Below are 13,835 nucleotides of genomic sequence, written 5' to 3'. Positions count from 1 at the left end.
GATACCCTTGATCGTCCGGAGTGACGCACCGTCACCCTCTGTGGTGTGGCGGCAGCGAGAGGTGAGGTAGCGCATGGGGTTCCCCGCCGGCGGCAGGGGCGGCGGCCCCGACGGCCAGGATCCGCTCACCGGGCGGAGCGAGGCGCCCACCCTGGTGATCCGCCCCGGCAGCCCGGGCCGCGGCCCGCTCGCCCCCCAGCCCACCGTCGACGGCCCCACCCTCGCCTGGAGCTCCGGCCAGTGGGAGGACGCCTACCGCCGGGTCCGGCTGGCCGGCCGCGCCTACGTCTGGCTGAACCTCGTCGAGCAGCGGATGCGCGACCTCGTCGACGAGGTCCTGCGCCCGGTCTACGCCCCCGCCCACGGCGAGGAGTGGGTCACCGCCGCGGCCGGCCCGGCCGGCGAGGAGTGGGTGCACCGCTCCGGCGCCGTCCGCGAGGTCAGCCGGCGCAAGGGCTACCTGCTCGACCCGGCCGACGACGACCCGCTGGTCTTCCTGACGCTCCCGCAGCTGCGGGAACTGATGGTGCAGCACTGGCCGTGCTTCGAGCCGTACCTGGTCGACCGGCGCGAGGTGGAGCTGGCGCTGGACGAACTGGAGGTCGCCCGGCACGTCGTCTCGCGCAACCGCTCGCTCTCGCAGACCGTCCTCGACCAGACCGAGCGGGCGGCCGCGCGACTTCTCGCCCTGCTCGACGGCGGACACGGCGGCCTGCCGTCCGACGTGGTGGAGGAACTGGTCGCGGGCCGGTACGCCGACGTGGTCGCGGTGCACGCGGACCGGGTGCGCCTGCAGCGCGACCTGCCGGTCGAGGACCTGCTGGACGGGGCGCGGCGCCTCGACGCGGTCGGCATCGGCCTCGGCATGCTGTGCCAGAACTACACCGGCAAGCGGCTGGTCAGGCTGGCCGGCGACGGGTGCCGGGTCCGGCTGCTCTTCCTCAACCCGGCGAGCAGCGCCGTCCGCCGACGGGAGCGCGAACTCGGCTTGGGCCGAGGCGAGTTGGGGCGCTCGATCGAGATGAACATCATGCACGTGCGGCGGGTGCGGGCCCGGCTCCGCGACCCCGGGGCGTTCGAGATCCGGGTGTTCGACGAGATGCCGCGCTTCACCGCCTACCTGGTCGAGGGCCCGCGGCTGGCCGGGCCGGGCGGCGGGCGGCGGCGCTCCAGCGACCTCGGCGTGGTGCAGCCCTACCTGCGGCGGGCGCGCGGCATCGAGTCCCCGGCGCTGGTGCTGCGCAACGGCACCGGACCGGAGCCCGGGCTGCTGGAGGTCTACCGCGAGGAGTTCGAGGGCGTCTGGGCGGATTCGCGGGCCGTTTCCTAGCGGACGGCCGGCTCCGTGCGGGCGCCGCGCGGGGTCGGCCGCCCCCGGGGCGGCGGCCGGCGCCGGGGTTGTCACTGCGGCACGGGATGATGGTCACCGTCGCCGCGACGGCGACCGCGCGACGACGGAAGGACACGCCTATGACCTGGTGGAAGGGGCCACTGGTCGGATTCGACCTGGAGACCACCGGCACCGATCCGGAGGAGTCCCGGATCGTCACCGCCGCCCTGGTGGACACGGTCGGGGGGCGGCTGGAGTCCACCGCCAACTGGCTGCTCGACCCCGGGGTGCCGATACCCGCGGAGGCCACCGCCATCCACGGCCTCGACGACGGGTACGTCCGCGAGCGGGGCCGGCCCGCCGCCGAGGCGGTGGAGGAGATAGCCGCCGCGCTGTGCGAGCGACTCACCGCGGGGCGGCCGGTGGTGGCGTTCAACGCGGCCTTCGACCTCTCGCTGCTCGACGCGGAGCTGCGCCGGTACGGGCGGCCCGCGCTGGCGGAGCGGCTCGGCGGTCCGGTCGGGCCGGTGGTCGACGCGATGGTGATCGACCGGGCGCTGGACAAGTACCGCAAGGGCTCGCGCACCCTGCAGCGGGTCTGCGAGGTGTACGGGGTCGAGCTGCTGGACGCGCACCAGGCGGGCAGCGACGCACTGGCCGCGGTGCGGGTCGCGGTCGCGCTCGGCGAGCGCTTCCCGCGGCAGGCGGGGGAGCTGCGGCCGGAGGAGCTGCACCAGCGGCAGATCGGCTGGCACCGGGAGTGGGCGCAGGGCCTGCAGGAGTTCCTGCGGCGCAAGGACGCGGACGTGGTGATAGACCCGCGCTGGCCGGTCCGGTAGCCGCAGGGGTTCCAGGTGCGGACGGGGACGTCGTCCGGCACCGGGCGAACGGATCGGGTGCGCCCAGCGCCTCCCGGCCCGTCCCGGCGGCCGGCAGCTCCTCGGCACCGCCGGCAGGAGGAGCTCCGAGCGCGGATCACGCTCCCGGCCGGCGCCGCCCCGGTGGTCGACCGGCGGAACGGCCTGCCGCGCCCCCGGCGCCGCCACCGCCCCGGCCGCGGCCTCCCTCAGGCGCCGACGAGGGCGCCGGGGGCCACGTGCGGCCAGGGGCGGAGGGCCTCGACGGCGGCGGCCGCGCGGAAGACGGTGGCGTCCTCGTAGGTGCGGCCGACCAGTTGCACGCCGGTCGGGACGCCGTTGGAGGCGAAGCCGGACGGGACGCCGAGCACCGGGCAGCGGCTGGCGATGTTGAAGACCGTGGTCATCGCGGCGTCCATGTAGTGGTCCAGCAGGACGCCGTCCACCTCCACCCCGGTGACGGTGTAGTCGTCGTCCGCCGCGAACGCCGGGATCGCGATCGTCGGGCAGAGCAGCAGGTCGTGACGGTCCAGCAACGCGCCCAGGACGGCCTGGATCTCGCCCTCCAGGGCCAACCCCTCCAGGAACGCGCCCGGTTCGGCGACGAAACCGGCCGCCTCCTCGGCGAAGGCCAGCGCGTACGGGGTCAGCAGCTCGGCGTGCTCGGCGGCGACCGAGGAGACGTACGGGCCGAACACCGAACCGAAGTGGATCATCGCGGCGCGCCGGACCCGCGCCCGGGTGATCCCCACCTCGACCTCCTCGACCACCGCCCCGGCGGCGCGCAGCGCTTCGGCGACCGCGCGGGTGTTGGCCGCCACCTCCGGGTCGACCGGCCAGTCGCCGAGGTGCACCGAGAGCGCGACCCGCAGCCCGGCGACGCCCTCGAACTCCTCCGGCAGGACCAGCTTGGGCCGCAGCGAGACCGCGTCCAGCGGGTGCGGGCCGGCGATCACGTTCTGCAGCAGCGCGCAGTCGCCGACCGTGCGGGCCATCGGGCCGTCGTGGCAGTAGGTGTCGAGGTTGAACGGCGCCATGGCCGGCACCCGGCCGTACGGCGGCTTGAAGCCGACCGTGCCGGTCGCGGAGGCCGGCAGCCGGATCGAACCGCCGATGTCGGAGCCGGTCGCCAGCGTCGTGCTGCCCGAGGCCAGCGCCGCTCCCGCGCCGCCGGAGGAGCCGCCGGGCGAGTACGCCGGGTTCCACGGGTTGCGGGTGACGCCCCACAGCCGGGACTGGGTGAACGCCGCGCAGCTGAACTCCGGCGTGGTGGTGCGGGCGTGCACGATGCCGCCGGCCGCCAGGATCCGCTCCACCACCGGGTGGGTGTGCTCGGCGACCTCGTCCCGCAGGGCGAGCGAGCCGTCGGTGGCGCGGCGGCCGGCGATCGGCTGCTCCTCCTTGGTGGCCACCGCCAGGCCCTCCAGCGGCCGGGGCGGCTCGCCCCGGCCCGCGTACCGCGCCTCGGCGGCGCGGGCGGCGGCCAGCGCCTCCTCGAAGGTGCGCTCGGCCAGGGCGTTGACGGTCGGCTCGACCGCCTCGGCGCGCTCGATCACCGCCGTCATCAGCTCGACCGGGGAGAGCGAGCGGTCGCGGAAGCGGCGCAGCGCCTCGGTGGCGGGGAGGTGGGCGAGTTCGGTCATGGCACCAGGTCCTCGGTGGGGGCGGCCAGGGAGCGGCGCTGCTCGGCGATGTGCTCCGGACGCCAGCCGGGGCGGGGGACGGAGGCCAACAGCAGCCGGGTGTACGGGTGTCGGGGGTTGCCCAGGACGGCCTCGGTGGCGCCGGACTCGACCACCCGGCCGGCCCGCAGCACGCAGATCCGGTCGGTGAGGTGGCGGACCACGGCCAGGTCGTGGCTGACGAAGAGGAAGGACAGGCCGGTGTCCCGGCGGATGCCGGCCAGCAGGTCGAGGATCTGCGCCTGGATCGACACGTCCAGTGCGGCGACCGCCTCGTCCAGGATCAGCACCTTCGGCTCGGCGGCCAACGCCCTTGCGATGGCCACGCGTTGGCGCTGTCCGCCGGAGAGCCGGCGGGGCAGCGCGGCCGCCTCGCGCTCGCCGAGGCCGACCCGGTCGAGCAGGTCGGCGGCCCGGTCGCGGCGGGCGGCGGCGGTCAGCGGGGAGTGCAGCCGCAGCACCTCCTCGACGCAGTCCCGGACGGTGATCCGGGGGTCGAGCGAGAGGTACGGGTCCTGGAAGACCATCTGGATCTCACGGGCGCGGGCCAGCCGTTCGGCCCGGCCGCGCGGACGGGCCGAACGGTCGCGGCCGTCGAGCAGCACGGTGCCGGTGTCCGGGGTCTCCAGGCCGACCAGCATCCGGGCGGTGGTGGTCTTGCCGCAGCCGGACTCGCCGACGATGCCGAGCGAGCCGCCCGGCGGCAGGGTGAAGGAGACGTCGTCGACGGCGGTGTGCGGGCCGAAACGCTTGCCGAGACCGGAGACCAGCAGGCCGGAGGGGGCGGTGGTCACGGCCGCCTCCCGGCGGTCGGGGCGGACGCCCCCGCGGAGCGGGACCGGGTGGCGGCCGCGTGGCCGAGGGGCCGGGGAGCGGCAGCGGATGGGCCGGTGGCCGGGAGGCGGGGGCGCCGCGCGCTGCGCGCGGGGCGGCCGGCGGGCGTGGTGGGGCCGGGGTGGCGGGGGCGGGTCACGGGAGGATCCCTTCGTCGGCGCGGTGGCAGGCGGCGAGGCCCGGGCCGTGCGGGGTGAGGGCGGGGGGCTCGGTGCGGCAGCGGTCCTCGGCGTGCGCGCAGCGGGCGGCGAACGCGCAGCCGGCCGGGGCCTCGGCGAGCGAGACCGGGCGGCCGGGGATCGGCCGGGGCGGGGCGGCGCCGGGCTCCAGCCGGGGCGTGCAGGCGAGCAGTCCGGCGGTGTACGGGTGCCGGGGCCGGGCGAAGAGCTCGGTGACGGCGCGCTCCTCGACGATCCGGCCGGCGTACATCACGTAGATCCGGTCGCAGACGGCTGAGGCGAGCTCCAGGTCGTGGGTGACGAAGAGCATGCCGGTGCCGCGGTCGGCCTGCAGCCGGGTGAGGACGGCGATCACCTCGGCCTGGGTGGTGACGTCCAGTGCGGTGGTGGGCTCGTCGGCGAGCAGCAGTTCGGGCTGTCCGGCGAGCGCGGCGGCGATCACCACGCGCTGCAGCATGCCGCCGGAGAACTGGTGCGGGTAGCGGCGCAGCGCGCCGTGCGGGTCGCGGACGCCGACCGCGTCGAGCAGTTCCTCGGCGCGGGCGGCGGCCTCGGCGGCGGGCGTCCCGGCGGCGCGCAGGCCCTCGGTGAGGAAGTCGCCGACCCGGCGCAGCGGGTTGATCGAGGCGCGCGGGTCCTGGAAGACCATGGCGACCCGGCGGGCGCGCAGGTCGCGCAGCCCGGCGGGGCCGAGGTCGAGCACCTCGCGCCCGCCGACCCGGATCCGCCCGTCGGCGCGGGCGCCCTCGGGGAGCAGGCCGAGGACGCTGCGGCAGGCCACCGACTTGCCGGAGCCGGACTCGCCGACCAGGCCGACCGTCTCGCCGGGCCGCACGTGCAGGGTGACCCCGTCCAGGATCGGCCGGGCGGCCTGGCCCTCGGGGAGTTGGACGGTGAGCCCGTCGACCTCCAGGACGTTCCGATGGTCGGTCATCACCGCTCCCGCCTTGCCACTCGGTCGGCGAGGCCCTCGCCGACGATGCCGAACGCCACCACGGCGAGCACGATGCACGCGGACGGCGCGAGCGCGGGCAGCATCGCGCCCTGCTGGAGCGCCGACTGCCCTTCGTTGATCATCGCGCCCCAGTCCGCGGCGGGCGGCTGCACGCCGAAGCCGAGGAAGGAGAGCGCGGCGAGGTCCATCAGCGCGTAGCCGAAGTTCATCGCGCACTGGGCGAAGACCGTCGGCGCGATGTTGGGCAGCAGGTGCCGCAGGCAGATCGTCCAGCCGGACCAGCCCTGGACCAGGTACGACTCCAGGTACGGGCGGGCCTTCTCCTGCCGGGCGATGCCGCGCACCAGGCGTCCCACGTACGGGGTGTAGGCGACCGACATGGCGATCACCGGCGCGGTCATCCCGGAGCCGAACACCGCCACGAACATGATCGCCAGCAGCAGGCCGGGGAAGGAGAAGACCAGGTCCATGGTGCGCGAGAGCAGGGCGTCCGCCCAGCCGCCGCGCCAGCCGGCCAGCACCCCGAGCAGGGTGCCCAGCAGCGTGGACAGGCCGACCACCAGCAGCGGGCCGAGCAGGCCGGTCCGGGCGCCGAAGAGCAGCCGGGAGAGCACGTCGCGGCCGGACTGGTCGGTGCCGAGCAGGTGGTCGGCGCTGCTGCCGACCAGGGAGGCGCCGAGGTCGAGCGCCTCGGGGTCGGCCGGGGCGAGCAGCGGGGCGCCGACCGCGACCAGGACCAGGGCGAGCAGCACCAGCAGGGCGGCGGTGAACAGCGGCCCCCGGCCGAGCAGGGCCAGGGCCCGCCCGCCGGGCCGGCGGCGCAGTTCGGGCAGCGCGGTGGCGGTCATGCGGTCCCTCCCTTCGCCCCGCGGCGCAGGGTGAGCCGGGGGTCGATCAGCGGGGCGAGCAGGTCCACGGCCAGGTTGACCGCCGCGAACGCGGCGACCACCAGCAGGGTGACCGCCTGCACCACCGGGAAGTCCTTCACCGAGACCGACTGGACCAGCAGTTGGCCCACCCCCGTGACGTTGAACGCGGTCTCCACGATCGAGGTGGAGACCAGCAGGCCGGCCAGCATGGTGCCGCCGACCGTGACGATCGGGCCGAGCGCGTTGCGCAGCACGTGCCGGCGCACCACCGAGCGGCCCGCGACGCCGCGGGAGCGCGACACCTCGACGTGCTCGCGGCCCAGTTCGTCGAGCATCGCGGAGCGGGTCACCCGGGCCAGCAGGCCGGCCAGGGTGACGGCCAGCGCGAACGCGGGCAGCGTCAGGTGGTACAGCCGGCCGCCGAGGCCGCTGCCGGTCGAGCCCGGGCCGGGGAACCACCCCAACTGCACCGAGAACAGCGAGACCAGGGCGATCGCGGAGACGAACGGCGGGGTGGCGGTGGCCACCCCGGTGCCGATCAGCACCGCGCGGTCCAGCGGGCCGGGGCGCAGCGCCGCCAGCACGCCGAGCAGCACGCCGCCGACGGCGACCAGCAGCGCCGCGTACCCGACCAGCAGCAGGGTGCCGGGCAGCCGGGCGCCGATCAGCGCGCCGACGTCCTGGCGGAACTGCACCGAGCGGCCGAAGTCGCCGTGCAGCACGCCGCCGAGCCACTTCAGGTACTGGGTGAGGAACGGGTCGTCCAGGTGGTACTGGGCGCGCAGCGCGGCGACCGTGGCGGGCGAGGCCGGGCGCCCGTTGAGCAGGAAGGCCACCGGGTCCCCGGGGGCGAGGTGCACGGCGCTGAAGACCAGGAACGAGGTCGCCAGCAGCACCCCCGCCAACCCGAGGAGCCGGCCGAGGAGGTAGCGGGCCATCAGCGCGCGGCGCCGATCGTCGCGGCCCACGGGTAGTACAGCGACGAGATGCTCGCCGTGGCACCGGCGATCCTGGAGCCGAGGAAGACGGTGTACGGCGACTCGTAGAGCGGGATGGCGACCAGTTCGCGGACCGCGATCTTCTGCAGCTCGGCGGTCAGGTCGGCCCGGGCGGCCGGGTCGGCGGCGGCCACCGCGCGGTCGAAGAGCCTGTCGAACTCGGGGTCGGACCAGTTGCCGTAGTTGGCGAAGTCGCCGGTGTGGAACGACTGGTAGAACTCCAGCGGGTCCGGGCTGTTGGTGTAGCCGTTGGTGATCACCAGGTCCAGGCCGGCCCGGGCGTTCGGGTCGGTGAACAGCGAGGTGTACTGGTCCGGCGCGACCGGCTTCAGCTCCACGTCCAGGCCGATCCGCCGGCCCGCCGCCTGCACGGCGTTGGCGACCACGCTGATCTCGGGCGCCAGCGAACTGGTCGCCAGGACCACCTTCTTGCCGCTCGCGCCGGCCTCCCGGACCAGCTTCTCGGCGGCCGCCACGTCGTACGCCGGCTCGGGGAGCGCGGCGAAGTAGCCCTCGGTCCGGTCCGGGGCGGTCGCCCACGCGGCGCGGGCGGACGGCGCCTTGGCCGGGGTGCCGATCCCGCCCACCGCGGCCTTGACCATGGAGGCGCGGTCCAGCGCCATGGAGAGCGCCCGGCGGACCTTCAGGTCGGCGAGGGTGCCCTTGAAGTCGAGCACCGCGAGCTCGCTGGCGGCGGTGTTCGGGCCGAAGTACAGCTTGCCCTGACCGGTCGAGCGCAGCTGCGCCAGCGAGGAGGTGGGCACCATGTAGCCGCCGTCGACGGTGCCCGACAGCCAGGCGTTGGCCCGGGCCGTGGGGTCGTTGATGAAGACGAACTTCACGCTGTCGGCCTTGGGCGCGAGCTTCGCGTCCCAGTAGGCCGGGTTCTTCTTCAGGGTCAGGCTCTCGCCCTGCGCCCAGCTGTCGATCGCGTACGGGCCGGTGCAGTCCACCCCGCCCTGCGGGGAGCCGTAGTCCTTGCCCGCCTTGGCCAGGTGGGCCGCCGACTCGACGGTGCCGGGGGAGGCGGCGAGCAGCTCGTTCAGCAGCACGTCCGGCTTGGTGAGGCGGATGGTCACCTCCAGCGGGCCGGTCTTCTCGATCGAGGAGACGTTCTTGAACGCCGACCCCCAGGTCGAACCGGTCGCCGGGTCGAGGTGCCGCTGCAGGCTCGCCACCACGTCGTCGGCGGTCATCGTCGCGCCGTCGTGGAACTTCACGCCCTCGCGCAGGGTGTACACCCAGGTCAGCGGGTCCGGGTTGGTGGACTTCAGGGCGAGCGACGGCTCGATCCTCAGGTCCGGGGTGACCCGGAACAGCTGCTCGCAGACGTTCGCCAGCACGGTGTTCGGCGGGTAGTCGAAGGCCTGCGCGTAGTCGAGCGAGTACGGCTCCGCGTAGAGCGACCAGGTGAACGACGCGATCGGCCCCTTGGCGGGCGGGGTGTCGGGCGCGGCGGTGTACGCCGCGTCGGTGGCCGTCGGCCTGGCCGCGCCGGAGCAGGCGGCGGTGGCGAGGGCCAGGGCGGTGGCGGCCAGCAGGGCGGCCGGTCTGGGGACGCGCATGGCGGGTCCACCCCTTTCAGGGGTTGGCGGGGTGCTGGGGAGCGTGCTGGGGAAGTGCTGAGGAGTATTGATGCGGGAACGTTCCCGCACAAGGGGTGCGACACGGTTTGCGGGAACGGTTTTGCAAAGGTGGCGGGGGCGCCGGAGGAGGGGTGACGGCGGGCGGGCCGGGCTGGCAGCATTCGGTGCATGACCGACACCCCGCGCCCCCGGATCCGGCTCGTCGACGTGGCCCGCGAGGCCGGCCTGTCCAAGACCACCGTCTCCGCCGCCCTCAACGGCACCGGCCGGCTCTCACCCGCCGTCCGGGAACGCGCCCGTGAAGCCGCACGCGCGCTCGGCTACCGGCCCAACGCCACCGCCCGGCTGCTGCGCGCGGGTCACGCGCGGCTGATCGGCTTCGCGGTCGGCGAATACCCGGCCGGGGCCGGGTCGTACATGGAATCGCCCTACTTCGCGCAGCTCACCAGCGCCACGGCGACCGCGGCCCTGGAACACGGCTACGCGCTGGTGCTGCTGCCCAGCGGCGCCACGCCCGACGAGTGGAACGACCTGCCGCTGGACGCGGCGATCGTCGCCGACCCGCTGATCGACGACCCGCTGGTGGAGGACTTCCTGCAGGCGCGGATCCCGCTCTTCACGGACCGGTCCGTGGAGGGGCGCGAAGGCGCGCACTGGGTGGACATCGACACGGTCGAGGCGGTCCGAGGGGTCCTCGACCACCTGCGGGAGCAGGGGGCGGGGCGGATCGCCTTCGTGTCGCAGGACGCGCGGACCCGGTTCCACCGCGAGTCGGGGGAGGCGTACCGGTCCTGGTGCGAGGAGCGGCGGGTGGAGGATCGGTCGGTGCTGGCGGAGCGGCCCGGGAACGGGGCGGTGGTCGCCGCCGTCGAACGGGCGTTGGGGGGTGGGGCGGACGCGCTGTTCGTGGTCGCGGAGGTGGCGCCGCCGCTGGTGCTCGACGCCGCGCGGCGGCACGGGCTGGCCGTGCCGCGGGACCTGCTGGTGGTGTGCGCCGGCGAGGACGGTTCGGCCGAGCACGCCGACCCGCCGGTCAGCACGCTCAGCCTCCGGCCCACCCAGGTCGCCGAGGCGGGGGTGGAGCTGCTGGTCGCGGCCCTGGAGAGCGGCGACCCCGCGCCGACGGGACGGCTGGTCCGGACGGAGCTGACGCTCCGGGCCAGTTCGCTGCGCTGAGCGCGGGGCGTGCCCGCCGTCGGCGGCCGCGAGTGCGCGGCGGGTCGCTCGCGCGGTTCTCCGCGCCCCTGGCGGGGCGCGGAGCGGCGGGTCCGCGTCAGTCCCGGCTGTGGACCAACCGGCCGCCGACGTACGTGCGTTCCACCTTGGTGTCGGCGATGGTGAGAGGGTCGGCCGTGAGGATGTCCCGGTCGAGGACGACGAGGTCGGCGAGGTGGCCGGGCTGGAGGCTGCCGGCGTCGGGGTGGCCGTTGACGTGGGCGGACCCGGCGGTGTAGGCGGCGATCGCGCTGGTGAGGGCGAGGCGCTGCTCGGGGAGGAAGACCCGCCCGTCGGTCGCGTCGGGTTCCATCCGGTTGACGGCGACGTGGATGCCGGCCAGCGGGTCGGGGCTGGAGACGGGCCAGTCGCTGCCGGCGCAGAGCGTGGCGCCGGCCCGGTACAGCGAGCCGAACGGGTACTGCCAGGCGGCGCGTTCGGGCCCGAGGAACGGGATGGTGAGCTCGTCCATCTGCGGCTCGTGGGCGGCCCACAGCGGTTGGATGTTGGCGATCGCGCCGAGCCGGGCGAAGCGCGCGATGTCGTCGGGGTGGACGACCTGCAGGTGGGCGAGGTGGTGGCGGTTGCCGCGCCGGCCGTTGGCGGCGACGGCGGCCTCGACCGCGTCCAGCGCCTCGCGGACGGCGCGGTCGCCGAGCGCGTGGAAGTGCACCTGGAAGTCGAGCGCGTCGAGGTCGGTGACGTGGGACCGCAGCGCGGCCGGATCGACGAAGCTGAGGCCGGAGTTGGCGGTGGCGCAGCCGCAGCCGTCCAGGTAGGGGCTGGTCATGGCGGCGGTGAAGTTCTCGGCGATGCCGTCCTGCATGATCTTCACCGAGCCGGCCCGGAACCGCCCGGTGCTCAACGCGGCCCGGCGCTCCACGAGTTCGGGGATCTGCTCGGCGCCGCGCTCGCGGTCCCACCAGAGGGCGCCGGTGACACGGGCGGTGAGGGTGCCGTCGAGGGCGGCGGTGCGGTACGCGTCGGAAGGGTCGGGCTGGCCGTTGAAGACGCCGAGCAGGGCGTCCTGCCAGCCGGTGATGCCGAGGGAGTGCAGCAACTGCTGGGCCCGGTGCAGGCCGGCCAGGCGGTCGGCGGCGGTGCTGGGCGGGATCAGCCGGGCGACCAGGCCGGTGGCGCCCTCCTGGAGGACGCCGCTGGGGGTGCCGTCGGCCTCGCGCTCGATCCGGCCGTCGGCGGGATCGGGGGTGTCGCGGGTGAGGCCGGCGAGTTCGAGGGCGCGGGTGTTGGCCCAGGCGCCGTGGTGGTCGCGGTTGGTGAGGTAGACGGGCCGGTCGGGGACGACGGAGTCGATCAGCTGCCGGGTGGGCAGGCCGCCCGCGAAGCTCTCCATGGACCAGCCGCTGCCGGTGATCCACGCGCGCTCGGGGTTGGCGGCGGCGAAGGCGCGGATCCGGGCGAGGTAGTCGTCGACGCCGACGGTGCCGGTGAGGTCGCACTGGGCGAGCTCGGCGCCGCCGAACACCGCGTGGACGTGCGAGTCCTGGAAGCCGGCGAGCAGCAGCCTGCCGTCCAGGTCGACGACCTCGGTGCCGGGGCCGACGAGTTCGCGGACCTCGTCGTGGCCGACGGCGGTGATCCGCTCGCCGGTGACGGCGAGGCTGGTGGCCCGGGTGCGGGCGGGGTCGCCGGTGTGGACGGGACCGTTGGTGAAGACCAGGTCGGCCTTGGTCATGGCTGGCGCTCCAGTGCGTCTGCGGGGGCGGCGTCCGGGTCGGTGGCGGAGGCCGGGCTGTAGTCGGGGGAGAAGTACGGCGCCTTGCGGACCCAGCGGGCCCAGGCGGCGGCGGCCAGGCCGCTGGCGATCATCAGGACCGGCACCAGCAGCTCGAACCAGCCGTTGTCGGCGGAGAGCTCGAAGTGGTCGGCGGAGTCCCAGAAGGTCCAGACGAGGTAGCCGCCGACGGCGAGCAGGGCGGCCGCGCCGAGCAGCGGCGCGACGACGGCGCGCAGGCCCTCCAGCGGGTTGCTGCGCAGCAGGTGCCGGAAGCGCTTCGCGGCGGCGGTCGCGACCAGCGCGTAGTACAGGGCGACGACGATGCCGATCGCGTTGACGGCGGCGGAGATCAGGTCGTTGACCGTCGGGATGACCAGCGAGAGCAGGGCGAGGGCGACCGCGATGCCGGTGATCAGGTAGGTGCCGGTGGCGGGGGTGCCGTACCTGGGGTGGATCCGGGTCCAGACCGGGCCGAGGGTGCGGTCGCGGCCCATCGCGTACATGCCGCGGGCGGTCGGGATGACCGAGGCCTGCAGCGAGGCGGCGGCGGAGAACATCAGGGCGACCAGCGGCAGGGCGGCGAGCGGCTGGTCGGCGAGCTTCTCGCCGAAGTAGGCCAGGCCGCGGGCGCCGTTGTCGGCCAGTTCGTCGAGCGGCAGGACCCGCTGGAAGGCGGTGCCGGCCACCAGGAAGAGCAGCAGCATCACGGTCAGCGCGATGAAGCCGGACCGGGAGGCGTCGCGCGGGTCGCGGACCTCCTCGCCGACGCTGAAGACGGACTCGAAGCCCCAGTAGCAGAACACCGCGAGGACCATGCCCTGGGCGAGGGCGGCCATCGACGGGATGGCGAACGGGTTGTACCAGTCCCAGGAGAACGGCTGGTCGCCGACGACCAGGCCGTAGCCGCAGAAGGCCAGCAGCACCGCGTACTCGAAGACCAGCAGGACGTTCTGCAGGCGGGTCGCGTGGTGCAGGCCGCGGACGGCGACCACGGCGGCGGCGATCAGCACCACCAGGCCGAGCAGGGTGGACTGCACGGTGGAGTCCGGGTCCAGGGTGAGCCCGGCGACGCCGTGCAGGCCGGCCTGGCCGAGCAGTTGGAGGACGGCGGAGCCGGTCACCGTGGTGGTGTACGCCATGAAGACGACGGTGCCGACGGTGTTCACCCAGCCGGTCAGGAAGCCGAGCCACGGGTTGAGCGTCCGGCCGACCCAGCGGTAGCTGGAGCCGGCGTCCGGTTCGACCCGGCCGAGCCGACCGTAGCCGCCGGCGATGGCCAGGACCGGGAGGAAGGCCAGCAGCATCAGCGCGGGCAGGTGCAGGCCGACGATGGCGGCCATCAGGCCCAGGCCGATGCCGACGCTGGTGGTGGCGGCCGTGCTGGATGCGGCGAGTGCCACGCCGCCGGCCACGCCGAGCGAGCGGCGCATCGCCGGCTGGGAGCTGTGCAGGCCCGCTCTGGGGCCGGCTCCGGAGTCCTTCACCGTGGGTGCCAACGGATCACCGCCTAGGTATGGGGGAGGAAGTGCCAGGTGGGGGAGGGCTCGGACAGCGGGCGCGCGGCGCCCGGTCCGGTAGCGAGCTCATGAAAC

At 75.1% G+C, this 13,835-nt stretch carries 11 protein-coding genes and 1 pseudogene; 3 read left to right on the top strand and 9 right to left on the bottom strand.

Annotation, left to right across the window (positions count from 1 at the left end; translation table 11 throughout):
- The first annotated feature begins 73 nt into the window (after positions 1–73).
- Positions 74–1,330 carry an SAV2148 family HEPN domain-containing protein gene (locus ABEB06_RS10215; RefSeq protein WP_345696502.1) on the top strand — a complete coding sequence of 419 codons (1,257 nt, stop codon included), beginning with the start codon at positions 74–76 and terminating at the stop codon, positions 1,328–1,330.
- A 140-nt stretch (positions 1,331–1,470) separates the two neighbouring features.
- Positions 1,471–2,169 (top strand): exonuclease domain-containing protein, encoded by a 699-nt coding sequence (locus tag ABEB06_RS10210; protein WP_345696501.1) that lies wholly within the window; start codon positions 1,471–1,473, stop codon positions 2,167–2,169.
- A 227-nt stretch (positions 2,170–2,396) separates the two neighbouring features.
- On the opposite strand, the gene ABEB06_RS10205 is transcribed toward ABEB06_RS10210, so the two are convergent.
- The 7 genes and pseudogenes from ABEB06_RS10205 to ABEB06_RS10180 form a co-directional block, all read right to left on the bottom strand.
- On the bottom strand, positions 2,397–3,830 hold the full coding sequence (locus ABEB06_RS10205; RefSeq protein WP_345696500.1) for an amidase: 1,434 nt from the start codon (positions 3,828–3,830) through the stop codon (positions 2,397–2,399).
- A complete protein-coding gene (locus tag ABEB06_RS10200) occupies positions 3,827–4,663 on the bottom strand; it encodes an ABC transporter ATP-binding protein (protein WP_345696499.1) in 837 nt (278 codons plus the stop codon). Before ABEB06_RS10200 ends, ABEB06_RS10205 begins: the two co-directional genes overlap by 4 nt.
- A gap of 175 nt (positions 4,664–4,838) precedes the next feature.
- Positions 4,839–5,132: an oligopeptide/dipeptide ABC transporter ATP-binding protein gene (locus tag ABEB06_RS39335; RefSeq protein WP_425559767.1), complete on the bottom strand. Its 294-nt coding sequence runs from the start codon at positions 5,130–5,132 to the stop codon at positions 4,839–4,841.
- A gap of 123 nt (positions 5,133–5,255) precedes the next feature.
- A pseudogene (locus tag ABEB06_RS39330) lies at positions 5,256–5,816 on the bottom strand (ATP-binding cassette domain-containing protein); the annotation flags it as partial.
- Positions 5,816–6,685: an ABC transporter permease gene (locus ABEB06_RS10190; protein WP_345696497.1), complete on the bottom strand. Its 870-nt coding sequence runs from the start codon at positions 6,683–6,685 to the stop codon at positions 5,816–5,818. The gene ABEB06_RS10190 and the pseudogene ABEB06_RS39330, both read right to left, overlap by 1 nt.
- On the bottom strand, positions 6,682–7,644 hold the full coding sequence (locus tag ABEB06_RS10185) for an ABC transporter permease (RefSeq protein ID WP_345701798.1): 963 nt from the start codon (positions 7,642–7,644) through the stop codon (positions 6,682–6,684). Before ABEB06_RS10185 ends, ABEB06_RS10190 begins: the two co-directional genes overlap by 4 nt.
- Entirely contained in the window at positions 7,644–9,269 is a 1,626-nt protein-coding gene (locus tag ABEB06_RS10180; RefSeq protein WP_345696496.1) for an ABC transporter substrate-binding protein, read from the bottom strand. Before ABEB06_RS10180 ends, ABEB06_RS10185 begins: the two co-directional genes overlap by 1 nt.
- A gap of 189 nt (positions 9,270–9,458) precedes the next feature.
- On the opposite strand from ABEB06_RS10180, the gene ABEB06_RS10175 reads away from it, so the two are divergent.
- Entirely contained in the window at positions 9,459–10,466 is a 1,008-nt protein-coding gene (locus ABEB06_RS10175; protein WP_345696495.1) for a LacI family DNA-binding transcriptional regulator, read from the top strand.
- A gap of 97 nt (positions 10,467–10,563) precedes the next feature.
- Here the strand turns inward: ABEB06_RS10175 and ABEB06_RS10170 are convergent, their stop codons facing one another.
- Positions 10,564–12,201, bottom strand: a complete 1,638-nt coding sequence (locus ABEB06_RS10170; RefSeq protein WP_345696494.1) for an amidohydrolase — start codon at positions 12,199–12,201, stop codon at positions 10,564–10,566.
- Complete coding sequence (locus ABEB06_RS10165) at positions 12,198–13,673, bottom strand: APC family permease (protein WP_345701797.1); 1,476 nt, start codon at positions 13,671–13,673, stop codon at positions 12,198–12,200. The genes ABEB06_RS10170 and ABEB06_RS10165 overlap by 4 nt, the downstream gene beginning before the upstream one ends.
- Positions 13,674–13,835: the final 162 nt, after the last annotated feature.

Origin of the sequence: Kitasatospora terrestris, assembly GCF_039542905.1 — a bacterium.
Classification (GTDB): Bacteria; Actinomycetota; Actinomycetes; order Streptomycetales; family Streptomycetaceae; genus Kitasatospora; species Kitasatospora terrestris.
The sequence above is the reverse complement of the archived record's forward strand: the minus strand, read 5'-3'. Positions and strand labels throughout refer to the sequence as shown.

Bases quoted from the DNA above. Each gene is read 5' to 3' on its own strand.
- ABEB06_RS10180 (WP_345696496.1), bottom strand. From the start codon at position 9,269: ATGCGCGTCCCCAGACCGGCCGCCCTGCTGGCCGCCACCGCCCTGGCC.
- ABEB06_RS10170 (WP_345696494.1), bottom strand. From the start codon at position 12,201: ATGACCAAGGCCGACCTGGTCTTCACCAACGGTCCCGTCCACACCGGC.
- ABEB06_RS39335 (WP_425559767.1), bottom strand. From the start codon at position 5,132: ATGTACGCCGGCCGGATCGTCGAGGAGCGCGCCGTCACCGAGCTCTTC.
- ABEB06_RS10165 (WP_345701797.1), bottom strand. From the start codon at position 13,673: ATGCGCCGCTCGCTCGGCGTGGCCGGCGGCGTGGCACTCGCCGCATCC.
- ABEB06_RS10185 (WP_345701798.1), bottom strand. From the start codon at position 7,644: ATGGCCCGCTACCTCCTCGGCCGGCTCCTCGGGTTGGCGGGGGTGCTG.
- ABEB06_RS10205 (WP_345696500.1), bottom strand. From the start codon at position 3,830: ATGACCGAACTCGCCCACCTCCCCGCCACCGAGGCGCTGCGCCGCTTC.
- ABEB06_RS10175 (WP_345696495.1), top strand. From the start codon at position 9,459: ATGACCGACACCCCGCGCCCCCGGATCCGGCTCGTCGACGTGGCCCGC.
- ABEB06_RS10215 (WP_345696502.1), top strand. From the start codon at position 74: ATGGGGTTCCCCGCCGGCGGCAGGGGCGGCGGCCCCGACGGCCAGGAT.
- ABEB06_RS10210 (WP_345696501.1), top strand. From the start codon at position 1,471: ATGACCTGGTGGAAGGGGCCACTGGTCGGATTCGACCTGGAGACCACC.
- ABEB06_RS10190 (WP_345696497.1), bottom strand. From the start codon at position 6,685: ATGACCGCCACCGCGCTGCCCGAACTGCGCCGCCGGCCCGGCGGGCGG.